The sequence below is a fragment of the Pirellulales bacterium genome (assembly GCA_035499655.1).
In the GTDB taxonomy this organism is placed as follows: domain Bacteria; phylum Planctomycetota; class Planctomycetia; order Pirellulales; family JADZDJ01; genus DATJYL01.
In genome coordinates this window covers 1-17628 of sequence record DATJYL010000049.1, presented here as the reverse complement: position 1 = coordinate 17628, position 17628 = coordinate 1, and the positions used below count along the sequence as shown (strand labels likewise).

The following is a 17628-nucleotide window of genomic DNA, read 5'->3' as shown; positions in this document are numbered from 1 at the left end:
TCGGCAACTTCTTCTACACGCACTCGTACACCATGCAATACGGCGAACCGTTCACGCACACCGGCGTGCTGGCCAGCCGCAACATCAACGACAACTGGGCTTGGAGCGCGGGCGTGGTGGCCGGTTGGAACGACTTCAGCTTGGAAGAAGGCGCCCAATTCCTGGGCGGCATCACCTACACCGATGCAGCCTACGGCAGCTTGGCGTTCTCGATCATCACCGGTGACGAAAGCACCATCAACACCTCCGGCGAAGGACCGTTTGCTAACCGCACGATGATTAGCACCGTGTGGACCCGCAACCTGACCAGCCGCTGGACCTATGTGTTCCAGAACGACGACGGTTGGCAAGCGGATGCCTCCGACGCCGACGGCGCCTCGACCGCCACGTGGTACGGCGTGAATCAGTACTTGTTCTACAAGATCAATTGCTGCTGGACCCTCGGCTGGCGGTTTGAATGGTTCCGCGATCAGGACGGCTTTGTCGTGACGGAACCGCTGCGTAGCATTGACGCCGGCGGCACGGCCTTCGGTGGATTTACCGGCGACTTCTACGAGACGTCGATTGGCTTGAACTACAAGCCGAACGGCAACTTCGCTCTGCGTCCGGAAATCCGCTACGATTGGTACACGGGTGCACCGGGCACCAATGGCTTGCCCTACAACGATGGCAACAGCCGGAACCAGTTCCTGTTCGGTCTGGACGCCATCTACCAGTGGTAAGCACGATTTGAGAGGAATTTGAATTGAACGAAGCCCACGGGATAAAACCCGTGGGCTTTTTTTTGCGCGCGGGTTTGCAAGTCGGCATCGTTGCGGCACGCAATACGGGTTAAGGAAGCCCGGGATTTTAAAAATGGTCATTGTGCAAGATTCGGTGCAAAAGGCTTGCACGACGGCGCAGCGGGACTTGCCTGTAAAGCGGGCAAGAATGATGGCATTTGAACCATAGCGAAGAAGATTTGTAGTTGTCGGGAAGTCTCTAAGTCCGTATCCGACAACCCAGTTCCGCGACCGTGGCAGGAGGGCGTAGCACTCCATTTTGGGAGTTGGCATAGCGCTTGCAGAGATGGGTGCATCCAAAAACGGGGCCCGCTAATTGTGGAAATATAATTAGCAACCTGTTTGGACTGACCGAGGGATTTCGGACGGGCCACGGAATTCCACGAGACAAAAACGAAGGATGCTTGGCTTTCGCCGGGCATTCCCCTGCGACGTGTGGTGTGGCAGTGCGTCAGGACGACGCCAGAAGCGCGTGTGTGGGGTGTCACGGGCTGTTTTGCAGGAGAAAAGTTGGGCGTTCGCCTGCCCAGGCAGCTCGTGACACCTATTTTTACTTTTCGGACTTGAACGACTCGGTGGAAATGCGAGGCCGACCAGCGCGCCCCGCTGGCTGTGGGGAAGCCAACTTGCAGGAAAGGCGGCCGCACTTCTGATGCCGTTTCTAGCAGACAAGTCTGACTCTGCCGCGTGCCGTTTTATGCGTGACGGCAACCGATCAACGAAAATCTTTTGAAAAACTTCCGGCTCATGCCTGGGCCAGAAGGATGCCCCAATGGCTTGGGTGGGCGCTCCGCCTAGCCCGCTCAAGCCGGGGCATTTTTTGTGCGCGCCGGCTGACGGATGTTGCCGCCCTTGTTTGCTACCTCGTGGTGGACTAACATCGGTCAAAGAAGAGTCGAAGAGTCTGCAAGTTGGGCGATTCCCTTGTTTGAACTTCTTCGGCTCACTGGCTGGTCGACTTTTAGACCTTTGGACTTTTCGACTCTAAAACGCCCCCACCACGCCACCCACACCTTGCCCATGAAGCTCATTATTGCCATCATTCAGCCCAGCAAGTTGGAGGCCGTTAAGGCCGCGCTGACGGAAGTCGAGGTATTCCGATTGACCGTCATGGACGTGCAAGGCTTTGGCCGCCAAAAGGGACACGCAGAGTTGTATCGCGGGCACGAAATTAGCGTGAATTTGCTGCGCAAGGTGCAATTGCAAATTGCCGTGAACGAAGATTTTGTGGAGCCCACGATTAACGCCATTATCAAAGGGGGGCGGTCATCGCCCAATGGGGAAATCGGCGACGGCAAGATTTTTGTGCTGCCGATGGACGATTGCATCCGCATCCGCACCGGCGAACGGGGCGGAGAAGCGATCTGACGTGCGCGAATCATGGCAATGGCTTGCTCTTTGCGCCGCAATTGCAGCTCTCGGAATGGAACGGCCTGGGAGAATAACGAATGACCATCCCGGCGCGCCGGGACCAATGACCAATGTGAGATGACCAAGCGTAGAATCCGCAAATTGGTCATTGGTGCTTAGTCATTGGTCATTTAACTTCCGCGTGGCCACCATTTGCACAGTAGGATGCCGCCGAAGAAGAGGAGCATGAGGGGGACTGCCAGGAAGAATATGCTGTAGGGATCGCCCGGCGTCAACACTGCGGCAATTACCCAAATGACGAGGACGGAAATTCGCCAGTTGCTTAGATAAGAGCGAATCGTGAATATGCGGACGCGCTCCAAAAACAGCATCACCAGCGGCAACTGGAAGGCCAGCCCGAAGCCCAACGGCAAAAACAACACGAAACTGAGCCACTCGCTGATGCGGGGCTCCGGATCGATGCCCATCGAACGATTGAAGCCGAGGAAAAACGCTAAGATCGGCTTAAACACGAAGAACGACATATACACGCCAAACAAAAATAGGCCCAGACTCATTGGCAAATAAACCTTCACCAATCGCTTTTCTTTGGAGTACAAGCCGGCCGCCACGAATGACCAGAGTTGAAAAAAAATCCAGGGACTGGCGATGACGAAGCCGGCGATCAGCGCAGCCTTGAGCCAGATCATGAAGGGCTCTTGCCCGCTGAGGCTTTTGGTGTGGGTGCGAGGATCGTTGTCGAGCTTATGCCAGAGGAGCAATTCTTGGAGCCCTGGCGACGGGCCTGCCTGCGATTGGGGATTCGATGGCGCGGGGGGTGCCGGTTGCGGCGCCGAAACCAATTCGGGATGCGTTTTTCCGACGGCGTCGGCCAGTTGTTGCGGATCGACATAGACGCGCTGGAAAACCATTCCCTCGGATTGGACACGGGCGAGATCAGCCTGGCTGGGATTGGGGTTGATTTTGTACAGTTCCTCTTCGGCAGCGCTGCGGTAATAGACTTCCAGCGCGTTTTCGAGGGGACTTTGGATGAAGCGGACAATGGCATCGGCCAAGAAAAAGCCGAGCAGCGTGCCGACGGCCAGTCCAATTAGAGCGCGCCAGAGGCTACTGCGCAGCTCCAGCAGATGCTCCCCGAAGGTCATTACGGAATCTTTGAATGGATCGTTGTCGAGCTGCTTGCTCATGATGGCGCGGAGGGAACGCGGCAGGGAGGGTCGAAAAAGTCAAATCGTCGAAAAATCGAAAAGAACAAGATAAATGGCCTAATCAACTCTTAGATTTTTGGCCCCTTCGACTTTTGGACTGTTCGACGCTGTAAAAGGGTCCATCATATTAAGCCCTGCCGCAAGCCGCCAACGGGCCAAAACGGCCAGGGCCGGGTTAAATGGGCCTGTGGTAGCAGCCATCTTTAATGACTCTGGCAATTTTGCGGCCGGGGGATAGAATATCGTTGGGTTGTGGTGGGAGCGGTGAATCCCTATCCGCGCCAGATATTGCGGCGCAAACAGGAGGGTGTCGAGCATGTCTACCCGAACTATAACCAACAGTTGGTGGTGGTGGGTGATCGGTGCGGCCGCCGTGGTGTGGGCGTTGGCGGCGAGCGTGGCGGGCGCGGCCACCAAAGTGCCGGTTCACACGGCGGATCAACCGATTGTTCATCCGTCTGACATTGGCCCATCGGATGCGCCGGTTCGGAACGCGATTCTGACCCAACAAGATCGCACGGAGATTAAGGTGCAGCCGGCGCGGTGGTGGTACGGCGGATATTACGGGTATGTTCCGTCCTATGCGTATTACCCGGGTCCGTATGTGAGCTACTATCCGCGATATTATTCCAGCTACTATTACCCGGCGCCGTATACGACCTATTACGCACCCACATATTATTCCGCGGCCCCCGGTCCGTATTATCCGTATTACTCTGCAGCGCCGGTGTACGCCGCGCCGGTTTATCGATTTCCGCGACGGGCATTTGTAGGCGCGTATTATTGGTGATTTAATCTTGGAACGGTTGCTTGTGGCAGTGAAGACTGCTCAGATCTACTCTAGGCCATACGTTTGAACGCTTCGGGCAGGAAGCGGAGCAGGTCGCTGGCGATGAGAGAAACTTGGCCCAGGGCTTCGGCTGCGAGATCGCCGGCCAGTCCGTGGACGTGTACCCCCAACTGCGCGGCTTCAAACGGCGAAAGACCTTGCCCTAACAGCGCGGTGATGATACCGGTTAGCACGTCGCCAGCGCCACCGGTGGCCATGCCGGGGTTGCCGGTATGGTTTTCGTACAGATCGTGGCCATCGGTCACGATGGTACGGTGGCCTTTCAGCACGACAATCAATTTGCCGCGAATGGCGAAATCTCGGGCGCGGTCTTCGCGCTCGGCCGGATCAAGCTTGGCAATACCCGCCAGGCGAGCAAATTCGCCCGGATGAGGCGTGAGAATGCGCGGGCCGGCATGGCGCGAAAATAAATCGGGCTGTGTGGACAGTGCGTTGAGAGCATCGGCATCGAAGACGGCGGGCTGGGTGAACTCGAAATACATGCGTCCGACGAGATAATCGAGGTCGGGCGTGACTTGCAATCCCGGTCCGCAACCGATGGTGGTGCATTTGGCGGCGATTTCGGCAATTCGGCGGTGAGCGGCTTTGGCGAGGCGGCCTTGGTCATCGCACGGCAGGGGCACGGTCATATAGGAAGCCTCGAAGCCGGCGACCACGGGCTGGCAGCTTTCGGAAGTAGCGACGGTGACCAGGCCTGCGCCGCTGCGGAGGGCGGCCATGCCGGAAAGCGAAATGGAACCGGCCATGCCGCGCGAGCCACCCACAAGTAATGCGTGCCCAAAATTTCCTTTGTGACTATCGGGCGGTCGCGGGGCAAGTTTGGGGAGCGGGGGAGTTGGCATGGGGTTCAGGGTTAAGAGTTCAGGGTTCAGGAAATGGGTCCACAAGAATTATGTAGCGCACTGGATGAAATGCGAATTGGGACCAAATCGAAATGGCCGGAGCAGCGCTAAACAACGATTATGCCGTTCTTGCCGCCGCGCCATGGGCGATGAGGCCGGCCACGTAGCCCGCTTTGAAGCCGGCGTCGACATTCACGACGGTGACGTTGGCGGCGCAACTGTTGAGCATACTCAACAGTGCGGCTAATCCGCCGCAACTGGCGCCGTAGCCGACGCTGGTGGGAACGGCAATGACCGGGCAGGGCACGTATCCGCCCACAACGCTGGGAAGTGCGCCTTCCATACCGGCGACGACAATGGCGGCGGCCGCGCCGTGGAGCATAGGCAACTTTTCCGGGAAGCGATGCGGGCCGGCCACGCCGACGTCGTGAATGAGGACGGATTCCACGCCCATCCAAGAGAGCGTTTCGCGCGCTTCTTCGGCCACGGGAATGTCGGTGGTGCCGGCGGTGACAATGGCGACAAAGGTTTTTGGCTGCTGTTTTGAATTATCTGATTTTGAATCGGCAACGGATTTTGGCAGCGGCACTCTGAGCGTGCGGGCGACTTCGTTGTACCGTGCCGTTGGAAATTTTTGGATGAGTTCCGCGGCGATGTCGGGCGCAATGCGGGTGGCCAGCACGTCGATGTGCTCGTCCAACATTCGACGAATTAGCCGCTGGAGCGTGTCGCGTGTTTTGCCTTCGCCGAAGATGACTTCGGGAAAGCCGCAACGGCGGGGGCGATCGAGATCGAGTTGCACATCGCCCAAATCTGCGGTTTTGGGCTGGACCAGGCTACGCAGAAAGTTATCGAGCGATAATTCGCCGCGGAGGAGTTGCTGGGCGAGGTGTTGGACGTGGGCGGAATCCATATCATTCTTACTTTGCTTGTTCATTGTGCCTCGCATCTTCCAGCTTCGGCGGCAGAAACACATCTGAATTGATGCGAAATCCGTCAATCTTCCAAGAATCGCCGACCCTGCGAAGCTGGACTAAAATCACCCCATGTCCCTTCACGAATTCACCGGGGATCGTGTAGTTTCCGATCGTCGCGGAACCTGTTGGGGTGCGTGCCCCCATGAAAATGCCTCCGCTGGGCTCATCAAGGTGTTTGAGCGCGCCAAGCTGGCGAAACATGACAAATAACCGCTCCACTTCATCGGGGTCGTTCATCATGGATTTCATCTCGGGAGTCGCGGCATCAAGCAACTCTTGCGAATTCCAGTGCTCAACAATTTTAGGCACTTCGCTGTTAAGGTAAACAATCGCCTCACGATTGAATTCGATACCTTTCGGGATAAAAACAGCAAAGAGGATAATAATAATGACAATAATTATCGCAAAAACCACACCAAGACAGGTGAAGAGTTTTTTCATGATAACCCCTTAAAGCATGCCGTCGGATTGGCACAGGAAACCCAATAACAATCCGCAAGGAAAATGCTGAAGAAGACTTGCTGCCGAGAAATGATTCCGCTGAATTCTGTACATAATTGGTGCCGCTCGATTACACCCCGTTAGGATTCAAGCCTTCGCTGCACATCGTACCGCACCGGGGCGCTACGTTCGATGGGGGGTTATTCGTCTTCCGCGTCTGGGATGCTCGTCTTGACGCTGCGGGGGGCACGGTTATATTGCCGAAACCGATGTTTTTTTAGGCGACAAGCTTATGGACGGTGCTGCCAGGAGAACGCGCAGGAAAGTGCAGAAGTGGCTTGTCGGGCGGCTGTTGGGAAACCGATCGACGCGCCGATTTTTGGAAAAGCAGTTGATTGCCGCGCACCCGATTTTGAGTAATCCGCAAATGCGGATTGCCCCGCCGGGGCACTTTTATTCTCCGCTTCCGGACATCACGGCCCTCGCGGACGGGCAGCCACTGGCTTCGACGGTGTGGGACGGGGTGAATCTGAATGCCGACGGTCAACGGCAATTGCTAGGGGAGCTGGCAGAGAAGGCTAGTGCGTTCGACTGGCCAGAGGAGCAGACCCCGACTCGGCGATTTTGGCTGAAAAATGGTTATTACGAACATTGCGACAGCGTGACGCTGTTTTCGTTCATTCGCCGCTTTTGCCCGCGACGGATTATGGAAGTGGGTTCCGGATTCACGTCGGCGTTGATGCTGGACACCAACGATTTATATTGCGATTCGAGCATGCAATTGACGTTCATCGAGCCCTACCCAAAACGACTGAACCAACTGCTGACGCCGCGAGACGCTGAACGTGCGCGAATTATAGTCTCTGGCGTTCAACGGGTGCCCGTGGAAGAGTTTGATCAACTGGAGGCGGGAGACTTTTTGTTCATCGATTCATCGCACGTCTCGAAATATGGCAGCGACGTGAACCACTTGCTGTTTAACGTGCTGCCGCGGCTGCGGCCGGGCGTGATGATTCATATGCATGATATTTTTTTCCCCTTCGAGTATCCCCTGCAATGGCTGAAGGACGGACGGGCTTGGAACGAGTTATATTTGCTCCGGGCATTTCTGCAGTACAACAACGCGTTTGAGATTTTATTTTCCAACAGTTTTGTGACTGCTCGGTATCCTGAGGATGTGAAGCGGCTGATCCCGCTGATGGACGCCTCCCGCGGCGCGGCGATGTGGCTGAAGAAGCTTTAATAACGAGATAGCTGTGCCGACTGGCAGGTGCTTTCCGCGGGCTGCCTCGGCCCCCGCATAGCGCTGGACTCAAAAAGAGGAAAAGCGAAGAGGGCACATATAGACAAGCCCTGTGGAGCGAGGGCATAATTCGAGCACTTGGAGCGGCAACGATGGTTCGAGTATTGAGTGCAAAGCCGCGAGCGAAAAACTTTTAAGCAATTTTAATCGACCGGCGATATGGAATATTTTTCCGCCCGGCGCGACCGGCTTCGCAAGCTGCTGCAGAAAGCGGAAGTCGACACGCTGTTGGTTACAAGTTATCCGAACGTCACGTATCTCACCGGTTTCACCGGCGACGACAGTTATTTGCTGGTGACGCGCACCGGCGAAGTGTTGCTGAGCGATCCGCGCTATACCACGCAGCTTGGGGAAGAATGCCCGGGACTGAACTTGCACATTCGACCACCGGGCGAATCAATGCTGGACGGCTGCATCAGGCTGTTGAAGCAGGCCAAGGTTTCGCGGTTGGGAGTGGAAGGGGATTCGATGTCCGTCGGGTATTACGAGCGATTGGCGGAGAAGGCGGAGAAGGTGGAGCTGGCCACGACGACGGGGCTGGTAGAACACCTGCGGATGATTAAGGATAAAGAGGAAATTGCCGAAATCCGCCAGGCGGTGGCAATTGCGGAAAAAGCGTTTGCGGTGGTGCGGGCCGCGTTGCGAGCGGAGCAAACCGAAAAAGAAATTGCCGACGCATTGGAAAACCAAATGCGGCTGTTTGGCGGGCGCGGGGCGAGTTTCACGCCGATTGTGGCAACGGGAGATCGGGCAGCTTTGCCACACTACCGGCCGGGTTTACGGCATGTGGGGGAGGCCGCATTCGTACTGATCGATTGGGGGGCGCTGGGGCGGCTGTACATGAGCGACTTGACCCGAACTTTGGTGACCGGTAAAATCCCGCCCAAACTCCAACGCATTTATGAAGTTGTGTTGAAAGCGCAACTGGCGGCCATCGAAGCGATTCGGCCCGGGCGGAGGTGCGAGGAAATCGACAGGGCGGCTCGTAATGTGATTGAAAAAGCAGGTTATGGGAAGCAGTTTGGGCACGGCCTGGGACACGGCCTGGGGCTGGAAATCCACGAGGCGCCGCGGTTTGCCAAAAAGAGCTCCGTGAAATTGGAGCCGGGCATGGTGATGACCGTCGAGCCGGGCATTTACCTGCCGGGTTTTGGCGGCGTGCGAATTGAGGACGACGTGCTGGTCACCCGGGGCGGTTGCGAGGTGTTGACATCGGTTCCCAAGCAATGGGAGGAATCGATTGTGTCGGTGAATTGACGCGAAATCTAAAATCTGAATTAGCAGCGGCGACATCACGCCCAGCGAGCGAAGCGAAATCAGTGGCTAAGCACAACCCGAAACACACCATGGCGGATTCCGAATCAGGCGCTGGCGATATCTTCGACGTAAAGAAAGTTCGTCGGCTGATTGAATTGATGAAGGAGCACGACTTGGCCGAGATTGACCTGCGGCAGGGGGAGCAGCGCGTGCGGCTGCGACGAGGAGCCGAACCGTTTATCAGCAGCGGGGCGTCGCCGTCTAGCGGAGTTGCGATGCCGGCGATGACCCATTCTGCGCCGGCCGGCGGACAGACGCCTGCCGCGGCCACAGAGAGCGCCGATTTGGCCGTCATCAAAAGCCCGATGGTGGGGACGTTTTACGCGGCCAGCAGCCCGGAAACGCCGCCGTTTGTGAAAGTGGGGGCCCACGTGGGACCGGACACGATTGTGTGCATTATCGAGGCGATGAAAGTGTTCAACGAAATCCCGGCGGAAATATCGGGCCAGGTAGCGGCGGTGCTGGTGGAAAACGGAGCGCCGGTGGAATACGGGCAACCGCTGTTCAAAATTGATACGAGGAAATAAGCGGCTAGCGATTAGCGATTAGCGGCTAGCCAGCATCCATTCGATTCGTTTTTGCATTTGAATGCCTGCTAATTGCCAATCGCTAATTGCTAATTGCTCTCGAAATGTTCAAACGCATTCTGGTGGCCAATCGGGGAGAAATAGCACTGCGGATAATCCGCGCCTGCCGCGAGTTGGGCATTGAAACCGTGGCCATTTTCAGCGAGGCCGATCGCGGGGCCCATTATCTGGATTTGGCGGACGAAGCATATTGCGTGGGGCCGCCGAAAGCTGCCGACAGTTATTTGAAAATCGACCGGGTCATCAGTGCGGCGGAAATTGGCAACGTGCAGGCGCTGCATCCGGGCTACGGCTTCCTGTCGGAAAACGCCCATTTCAACGAAATTTGCCGAAGCTGCAATATCGACTTTATCGGCCCCACGCCGGAAGCCATGGCCAAGCTAGGCGATAAGAACACGGCCCGCAAGATTGCGCGCGATGCCAAAGTACCGGTGGTGCCCGGCAGCGAGGGCTTGGTGGCGGATGAGAAAGAAGCGGTGCGACTGGCGCATGAAATTGGTTTTCCGGTGCTGATTAAAGCCACGGCCGGTGGGGGCGGGCGGGGCATGCGGGTGGCGGCCAACGACCTGACATTGAAAAGCGCATTGCAGCAAGCGGCGGCAGAAGCGGAAGCGGCGTTCGGGAATGCGGGAATTTATTTGGAGCGTTACGTGGAGCGGCCCCGGCACGTGGAGGTGCAAATTCTGGCCGATCAGCATGGAAACGCCGTGCATTTGTATGAGCGGGAATGTTCCACGCAGCGGCGTCACCAAAAGCTGATCGAGGAAAGTCCCGCGGCGCATCTTACGGTGGAAACGCGCAAGGCGATGTGCGAGGCGGCCGTGCGATTGGTAAAGACGGCCGGATACACCAACGCCGGGACGGTGGAGTTTATCGTTGACCAAAGCGGCAATTTTTATTTCATCGAAGTGAATGCCCGAATTCAGGTGGAACACCCGGTGACGGAGATGGTGACGGGGATCGATTTGATTAAATCGCAAATTCAGGTCGCTGCGGGCGAGAAGCTATGGTTTACGCAGGACGATGTACCGCAGCGCGGGGCGGCGCTGGAATGCCGCATTAACGCGGAAGATCCGAAGCGGAACTTTCAGCCTTGCCCGGGGAAAATAGAGCGGTTGATTGCGCCGGGCGGGTTTGGGGTGCGGTGGGATTCGCATGCTTTTTCCGGTTACACGGTTTCGCCGTATTACGATTCGATGATCGGCAAATTGATTGTTCACCAGCCGACGCGGGTGGGGGCCATCGAGACGATGCAGCGGGCGCTGGCGGAACTGGAAGTGCGGGGCATTAAAACCACGGTGCCGTTGCATCAGGAAATTCTGGCCCATACGGCGTTTCACGAATGTCGAATGGATACGACGTTTGTGGAGCGGACGTTCTTGGGGTGACCGCTCATTGAAGCGGGTGGAGCGCTCGCCTATCGGCTCGCGGCTAAACCGCAAGCAGATCGACTATGCTGCCGGAAGATTCGATTTGAATTGGTAGAATTCGGACGACTCGCGGCTAAAGCGCAAGCGGAGAGATGACGCTTGGCGATTCATTCCTTCGCCGACAATTTCCACCAGCTTCCACCGCTACCCGAACAGGACGCATTTTCCTATACTGTGGACGCATTTATCGCCCAGCTAGGAGTTTATTATGTCCAGTCCGCTTTCGCCCCCACCGCATGCGCAAACGCCGATTCATAAAGTGGCGATTGTGTTTGCGGGGGGTCCCGCCCCGGCGGCCAACGCGGTGATTTCGGCCGCAGCCGACTCGTTCATGCGGAACGGCGTTCAGGTTGTCGGCATTATGAACGGTTATTCCAATCTCATGCAGTTTGGCCCGGACCGTCCGCTGACGGAAGGCAAAGATTACATCATGATCACGCCGCGGTTGATGCGGCGAGTGCGCAGCGCGCAAGGGATTGTGATTGGGACGGCACGGGCGAACCCGGGGAAATCGGTATCGCATCCGAACCATTTGGACGATCCGGAAAAAGTGCAGCCGCTGCGCACGGTGTATGAGGCACTGTGCTCGATTGGGGTGGACGCGCTGATTTCGATTGGCGGCGACGACACGCTGAAAACGGCCAACAAGCTAAAGCTGTTTCAGGACCGGCTGCCGGCTGAGGCGCGGCACATTCCTGTCGTGCATTTGCCGAAGACCATTGACAACGATTATACAGGCATCGATTTCACATTTGGGTATTTCACGGCGGTCGACGCCCTGGCGGGGGAACTTCGCAACTTGCTGTACGATGCCGAGGCCACGCGGGTGTATTACCTGGCCGAAACCATGGGGCGCAGCGCCGGATGGCTGGCTTATGGGGCGGCCATTGCCGGCGAGGCCAGCCTGGTGATTAGCGTGGAAGACATTCACGGCGATTATTTGGCAATGGAGGAAAGCAAGGACGAGGAAACCGGCCAGAGCGTAACGCGCGAAATCATGAACGTGGACGAAGTGGTGAAACGGATCGTTAAAACGATGCGGGTTCGCGAGGAGAAAGAAGGCAAGCAGTACGGCGTGATCGTGGTGGCAGAAGGATTGGCCGAGTTTCTGCCGGCTAGTTATTTGAAAGATATTCCGCGCGACGAGCACAAGCACATTTCCGTGGCGCAAGTGAATTTGAACCGGCGGCTGGCCCGCTATGTGGCCGACGAATATAAAAAGCAAACGGGCAAGGAACGGCGCGTGATTGGTCTGCAGTTGGGATACGAAGCGCGGTGCTCCAAGCCGCACGCTTTCGACGTGATGCTGGGGAGCCAGCTAGGTGTGGGCGCTTATCGGGCGCTCATAGAAAAGCGATTGAACGGCGTGATGGTTTCAGTCCACGGCCAATTGGAATTGCAATATGTGCCGTTCGAAGAGTTGGTCGACCCGCACACGCTGGTGACGATGGTGCGCTACATCGATTTGGATTCCGATTTCCATAAGCTGGCGCGGTTTTTGGAAACGGACGTGAGCGAGTAGATGGAATTGTGATCCACCGACGACAAGTCGTCGGCTTGGATATTCGCTAGCCGTTGAGCGTGCCTTTGGTGCTGGGAACGCCGGGCATGCGGGGGTCGTTTTCGACGGCCATGCGCAGAGCGCGGGCCGTGGTTTTGAACACAGCTTCGGCAATGTGATGGCTGTTGCGGCCGTGGTGCAACAGCACGTGCAAATTCATCAGGGCGTTGGCGGCCAGGGCCTGCCAGAAATCTTCGACAAGTTCGCTATCGAACTGGCCGATTTTGCGGGCCGGAATGGCGACTTGAAACACGAGCGCGTAGCGGCCGCTTAAATCGACGGCGCTGGTGACCAGCGTTTCTTCCATCGGCAGCGTGAAGTGGCCGTAGCGGCGGATGCCCGCTTTGCCGCCGAGGGCCTGCTTGAGCGCTTGCCCCAAAGCAATGCCAACATCTTCGACGGTGTGGTGCTGATCGACGTGCAAATCACCCTGGGCCTGGACGTTTAAATCGAAGGCCGCGTGCTTGGCCAGCAGCGTAAGCATGTGATCGAAAAAGCCGACACCGGTGGCAATGGCACTGTTGCCTGCGCCGTCGAGGTTCAACTCAACGTGGACTTGCGTTTCGGCGGTTTTGCGGTCGATGACGGCAGTGCGGGGCATAAACGACAGTGGCTCGGCACGGGGAATAGGTTCTTCGCAACTATACCATGCCCTTCAGCAGGCTTAGGCAGGCGTCAATTTGCTCGTCGGTGCCGACGGAAATTCTTAACCCATCGCCCCAGCCGCGATAATCCATGTAGCGGACCAGCAGGTTGGCCACCTTCAGCCGTTCGTACAACGGTTTCACGGGAAGCGCGGGGTGCGGGTTCCAGACGAAATTCGCTTGCGAATCGACTGTCGCAAAGCCCAGGGCCCGCATGCCGGCGGTGAGTTTGGTTCGGGTGGCAATAATTTTTGCCCGATTGGCGGTCAGCCAGGCTTGATCGTCGATGGCGGCCGTGGCGCCGGCGATGGAGAGGGAATCGCAATTGTAGGAATCTTTCACTTTTTCCAACTCGCTGATGATGTGCGGTTGGGCGACGATGTAACCGAACCGCAGCCCGGCCAACGCATAAGATTTGCTGAGCGAGCGAGTGACCAAGATTTTGTCGGACTGTTTGACGAGCGAGATGCAGTGCGTGTCAGCAAAATCGACGTAGGCTTCGTCGACCAGCAAAGGGCAGGGGAGGGCATCGGCAATTTCGCGGACGCGCGCCGGGGGAATCATGGTGCCGCTGGGACTGTTGGGGTTGGGAAGAAAGGCCAGCTTCAAGCGCGGGCGGGATTTCGCGAATTTCTCACTCAGCGACCAGTCCTTCTCAAAAAAAACCTCTTCGGCCTCGGCTCCCTGCAGTTGGGCCAAGGTTTTGTACAGAATGTAACTGGGATACGGTAGCCGCAAGCAATCGCCCTGGCCGACGAAGGCGCGAGTGACGATGGTCAGCAAATCGTCGCTGCCGTTGCCGCACAAAATCCAATTCGGTTCCACACTCAGCAATTCCGCGGCCCGAGTACGGAAAGCGGTAGCCAATGGATCGGGATATTTTTGCAGCCCCGCTTGAATGGCCCGGCCGATGGCCCGCTGCACCGCCGGCGAAGACGGATACGGATTTTCGTTGGTGTTGAGCTTGATGATGCCCGCTTTGCGCGGCTGTTCGCCGGGAACGTAGCCTTGCATGGCCAGGATTTCGGGACGGATGAAAGACATTAGTGGTCGGTGGTCGGTTAAGACAGCGTGGAGCTATTTGTTTATTCGCACGTCGATGCTGGCCTTATGAGCCGTTAATCCTTCTTTTTCGGCCACGCGGCGGATGTCGTCGGCCAGGGCTGTCAAGCCGGCTTCGTTCAGCGCAATCACACTGCCGCCGCGCAAAAAATCGTTGGCGGTTAAGCCGGCGGCGAAACGGGCCGTGCCGCCAGTGGGGAGCACGTGTGATGGCCCGGCCGCATAATCGCCGGCGGCCACGGGGCTAAAGTGACCCAAAAAGGCGGCCCCAGCGTGTGGGATTTTTTCCAACAGGACTTCGGCATTGGCCGCGGCGACGTGCAGATGCTCCGGCGCGATTTCGTCGGCCAGGGTGCATGCTTCGTCGGCGCTACGGGCCAGAATGAGCGCGCCGAACTGTTCCAAACTTTGGCGGGCTAAATCTCCGCGAGATAAATGGGCCGTCTGGCGCGCTAGTTCTGCGGCCACGGCATCGATGAGCAGCGCGTGCCAGGTGATGAGAATGCCTGAGCCCGGCGCGTGTTCGGCCTGGGCAATTAAATCGGCGGCGGTGAAATCGGGGCGAGCGGTTTCATCGGCTATGACCACCACTTCGCTCGGTCCGGCAATCGAATCAATATCGACTTCGCCAAACACGTGCCGCTTGGCCAGGGCGACAAACAGATTGCCGGGGCCGACGATTTTATCGACCTTGGGAACGCCTGCGACACCGTAGGCGAGTGCGGCCACGCCTTGGACACCGCCGAGTCGGTAAACTTCGGTGATGCCGATTTCGGCGCACGTGGCCAACAGATCGGGATTGGAGGCGCCGAATTTTGTCGGCGGTGCAATGACGGCCAACTGCTTCACTCCGGCCACTTGGGCGGGCACGGCGGTCATCAATACGGTGGACGGATACGCCGCCGCGCCGCCGGGGACGCAAATTCCCACGCGGGCCAGCGGCAAATAGCGCTGCTGCAAATATCCGCCGGCGGCGGGCAAATCGACACGGACATCGTGCTGCAAAATCACTTGCTGGAAGCGGAGAATGTTTTGGCGGATGCGGCGGATACTGGATAAGAATTCGGCCTCGGCTGCGGCATGGGCGGCGGAGAGTTCGGCGGTGCTGACGCGGATGGTGTCGGCGGTGAGCTGGGCTTTGTCGATTCGGGCTGAATAATCGAGGACCGCGGGCAGGCCAGTTTCTTTCACGTCGTGACAAATTCGCTCCACGACTTGCTGCGGCGAAAGGGGCTGGCCGAAGACCTCCAGCGTGCGCTGGCGGCCGGCTTCGCTGACGATGTTTCCTTGCGGGCTAAGGCGGCGACGCAAATCGGCGAGGGCCTGGCGGACGTCGGCCTGGCGAGTGTCGATCCGCAACAGGTTCAAAGAATGTGACATACTTGTATGGACACGCCCACGAGGCTCAGGTTCAATGGCGAAGCTAGTATTCTGACTGTCAGGCGACCGCAGGAAAAGGGTGAAATGTGAGTCTATTATTGGCGCTGCCTTTTTCCGTGCGAATGCTGTTGTTGTTTGTCGTCGGCGCGTGCCTTGGATCGCTCATCAATTTAGGCATTTATCGGTTGGCGTATCAAAGGCGGCGGATCAGCCCGTGGAGTTTTACGCGGGGAAAAATTCCGCGGCGTAGCTGGGTAGATTGCGTGCCTGTTTTTGGTTGGTGGCGGCTGCGGCGGGAGGAAAAGCTGCAGGGGCGCGGCTTTTGGGTGCGGCCGATGCTGATTGAGCTGTGCTTTGCGCTGGGCGTGGCCGCGCTGTACGTGTTGGAAGTTAATCAGTACGCGCTGAACATGACCGAGGTGTGGCCCGGGCGTCGGCCGACTGAGGCACAGTTTGTCGGGCTGCTACACGTGCAGTTTGCGATTCACGTAGTGCTGTTGGCGGTGATGCTGGTGGCCACGTTCATTGATATTGACGAACAAACGATTCCCGATGTTGTGACCGTGCCGGGCACCGTGGTGGCGCTGTTGTTGGCCGCGTTTTGCACGTCGCCGGCGTTGCCGTCGCTGCAAGTGGACGTGAATTTTCCGCGGCCGGAGAATTTGATCAGCCCGCTGCGGTTTGATTACCCATTTAGTCAGCCGACCGGTGCGGGAGCATTTTTGGGGAGCGGGGCTTCGCTGGCAATTGGGCTGGCGATTTATTTGGGGTGGTGTTTCGCGCTGTTGCCGCGGCAGTGGCGGAGGGGAATAAGAATCGGCAAAGCATGGCGTATGATGTGGTGGCGGATAGCGGCACGGGCGGAATGGGTGTGGGTGTTGCCGCTGGCCGTGGCAGGGGTGTTGCTCATCGTTTCGGCATGGGTGAAGGGAGGCCAACCGTGGCACGGATTGATGACGGCGCTGGTAGGGATGGCGGCCGGAGGCGGCATGATTTGGCTGATCCGCGTGATTGGCAGCGCGATGCTGCAACAGGAAGCGATGGGATTTGGCGACGTGACACTGCTGGCGATGATTGGGGCGTTTTTGGGATGGCAGGCGATTATCATCGTGTTTTTTATTGCGCCGTTTGTGGGGGTCGTGTTCGGCGGCATTCAATGGCTGTTGTTTCGGCAAAACGTGTTGCCGTACGGGCCGTTTTTGTGTTTGGCGGCGCTGGTGACGCTTTTGTTTTGGGTGCCGCTGTGGGATTACGCCGCCCGGATTTTTGAAATCCCGTGGCTAGTGCCGAGCGCCATTGTGGTTTGCTTGCCGCTGCTGGCGGGAATGCTGTACGGTTGGATGCTGCTGAAGCGGAGAATCATGAATGACGAATGACGAATCCCGGCGCGCCGGGATTGAATGAACAATGACCAAATCCCAATGACCAATGACAGATCGCCAAGGGGAGAGGCTTCAAATTGTTCATTCGTGCTTGGTCCTTGGTCCTTTCCCCATGCTATGTTTGAGCATGGCCCAGATGTTCGAAACGGTGAGCGATTTGCAAACCGGCGCGGAAGCACTCCGCTGGCGGCGGTACGGAGTGATTGAAGTGCGCCACGGCGAACTGGCGGCAATTCATTTGCGGCCGTGGCCGAAGCTGGTGTCGATTTTCAGCGTGCTGTGGGGACAGTGGTATCACAAGCACATGCCGGGAGATTGCCTACGGTTGTATTACAATCAGCCGATTCGGTATCCGAATTTTTTGGCGGTGAAGTTTGCCGTTTCGGCCCGGGGAACAAGTTGGGCCAGTGCGCGGCAGGCGCTGGAAGTTCTGGACGAAATTGCGCGAATCAAGGGGAGTGACGCGTTATTGTGCGATGCGGCGAACTTTC

17 protein-coding genes are annotated in these 17628 nt (G+C 57.5%); 10 read left to right on the top strand and 7 right to left on the bottom strand.

Annotated elements, in window-relative coordinates; all coding sequences use genetic code 11:
- Both VMJ32_03350 and VMJ32_03345 read left to right on the top strand, forming a co-directional pair.
- The coding region (locus VMJ32_03350; protein ID HTQ38034.1) for an outer membrane beta-barrel protein at positions 1 to 722 on the top strand (722 nt) is incomplete at its 5' end.
- 1080 nt (positions 723 to 1802) lie between these two features.
- The gene (locus VMJ32_03345) at positions 1803 to 2150 is read left to right on the top strand and encodes a P-II family nitrogen regulator (protein ID HTQ38033.1); all 348 of its coding nucleotides are present in this window, start codon (positions 1803 to 1805) and stop codon (positions 2148 to 2150) included.
- A gap of 173 nt (positions 2151 to 2323) precedes the next feature.
- On the opposite strand, the gene tatC is transcribed toward VMJ32_03345, so the two are convergent.
- Positions 2324 to 3340: a twin-arginine translocase subunit TatC gene (gene tatC, locus VMJ32_03340; GenBank protein HTQ38032.1), complete on the bottom strand. Its 1017-nt coding sequence runs from the start codon at positions 3338 to 3340 to the stop codon at positions 2324 to 2326.
- A gap of 337 nt (positions 3341 to 3677) precedes the next feature.
- On the opposite strand from tatC, the gene VMJ32_03335 reads away from it, so the two are divergent.
- Positions 3678 to 4151, top strand: coding sequence for a hypothetical protein (locus tag VMJ32_03335; protein HTQ38031.1), 474 nt, complete (start codon positions 3678 to 3680; stop codon positions 4149 to 4151).
- Positions 4152 to 4201: 50 nt separating this feature from the next.
- Here VMJ32_03335 and VMJ32_03330 read toward each other — a convergent pair whose 3' ends face one another.
- The 3 genes from VMJ32_03330 to VMJ32_03320 form a co-directional block, all read right to left on the bottom strand.
- A complete protein-coding gene (locus VMJ32_03330; GenBank protein ID HTQ38030.1) occupies positions 4202 to 5053 on the bottom strand; it encodes an NAD(P)H-hydrate dehydratase in 852 nt (283 codons plus the stop codon).
- 118 nt (positions 5054 to 5171) lie between these two features.
- Positions 5172 to 5990 carry a nickel pincer cofactor biosynthesis protein LarB gene (gene larB / locus VMJ32_03325; GenBank protein ID HTQ38029.1) on the bottom strand — a complete coding sequence of 273 codons (819 nt, stop codon included), beginning with the start codon at positions 5988 to 5990 and terminating at the stop codon, positions 5172 to 5174.
- Positions 5974 to 6471: a hypothetical protein gene (locus VMJ32_03320; protein HTQ38028.1), complete on the bottom strand. Its 498-nt coding sequence runs from the start codon at positions 6469 to 6471 to the stop codon at positions 5974 to 5976. Before VMJ32_03320 ends, larB begins: the two co-directional genes overlap by 17 nt.
- Before the next feature lie 325 nt (positions 6472 to 6796).
- On the opposite strand from VMJ32_03320, the gene VMJ32_03315 reads away from it, so the two are divergent.
- From VMJ32_03315 to VMJ32_03295, 5 genes are all read left to right on the top strand, one after another.
- Positions 6797 to 7714 carry a class I SAM-dependent methyltransferase gene (locus VMJ32_03315; protein ID HTQ38027.1) on the top strand — a complete coding sequence of 306 codons (918 nt, stop codon included), beginning with the start codon at positions 6797 to 6799 and terminating at the stop codon, positions 7712 to 7714.
- 219 nt (positions 7715 to 7933) lie between these two features.
- Positions 7934 to 9031 (top strand): Xaa-Pro peptidase family protein, encoded by a 1098-nt coding sequence (locus VMJ32_03310; protein HTQ38026.1) that lies wholly within the window; start codon positions 7934 to 7936, stop codon positions 9029 to 9031.
- A gap of 89 nt (positions 9032 to 9120) precedes the next feature.
- Entirely contained in the window at positions 9121 to 9618 is a 498-nt protein-coding gene (gene accB / locus VMJ32_03305; GenBank protein ID HTQ38025.1) for an acetyl-CoA carboxylase biotin carboxyl carrier protein, read from the top strand.
- A 104-nt stretch (positions 9619 to 9722) separates the two neighbouring features.
- Positions 9723 to 11066, top strand: coding sequence for an acetyl-CoA carboxylase biotin carboxylase subunit (gene accC, locus VMJ32_03300; GenBank protein ID HTQ38024.1), 1344 nt, complete (start codon positions 9723 to 9725; stop codon positions 11064 to 11066).
- 250 nt (positions 11067 to 11316) lie between these two features.
- Positions 11317 to 12630, top strand: a complete 1314-nt coding sequence (locus VMJ32_03295) for a 6-phosphofructokinase (GenBank protein HTQ38023.1) — start codon at positions 11317 to 11319, stop codon at positions 12628 to 12630.
- 46 nt (positions 12631 to 12676) lie between these two features.
- Here the strand turns inward: VMJ32_03295 and hisB are convergent, their stop codons facing one another.
- From hisB to hisD, 3 genes are read right to left on the bottom strand one after another with little or no spacing between them, the layout of a single operon-like run.
- A complete protein-coding gene (gene hisB / locus VMJ32_03290) occupies positions 12677 to 13270 on the bottom strand; it encodes an imidazoleglycerol-phosphate dehydratase HisB (protein ID HTQ38022.1) in 594 nt (197 codons plus the stop codon).
- A gap of 40 nt (positions 13271 to 13310) precedes the next feature.
- On the bottom strand, positions 13311 to 14357 hold the full coding sequence (gene hisC / locus VMJ32_03285) for a histidinol-phosphate transaminase (protein ID HTQ38021.1): 1047 nt from the start codon (positions 14355 to 14357) through the stop codon (positions 13311 to 13313).
- Positions 14358 to 14390: 33 nt separating this feature from the next.
- Positions 14391 to 15755, bottom strand: coding sequence for a histidinol dehydrogenase (gene hisD / locus VMJ32_03280; protein HTQ38020.1), 1365 nt, complete (start codon positions 15753 to 15755; stop codon positions 14391 to 14393).
- 86 nt (positions 15756 to 15841) lie between these two features.
- On the opposite strand from hisD, the gene VMJ32_03275 reads away from it, so the two are divergent.
- Positions 15842 to 17131 carry an A24 family peptidase gene (locus VMJ32_03275; GenBank protein HTQ38019.1) on the top strand — a complete coding sequence of 430 codons (1290 nt, stop codon included), beginning with the start codon at positions 15842 to 15844 and terminating at the stop codon, positions 17129 to 17131.
- A gap of 133 nt (positions 17132 to 17264) precedes the next feature.
- Positions 17265 to 17628 (top strand): hypothetical protein (locus tag VMJ32_03270; GenBank protein HTQ38018.1); only part of this gene is annotated, 364 nt, incomplete at its 3' end.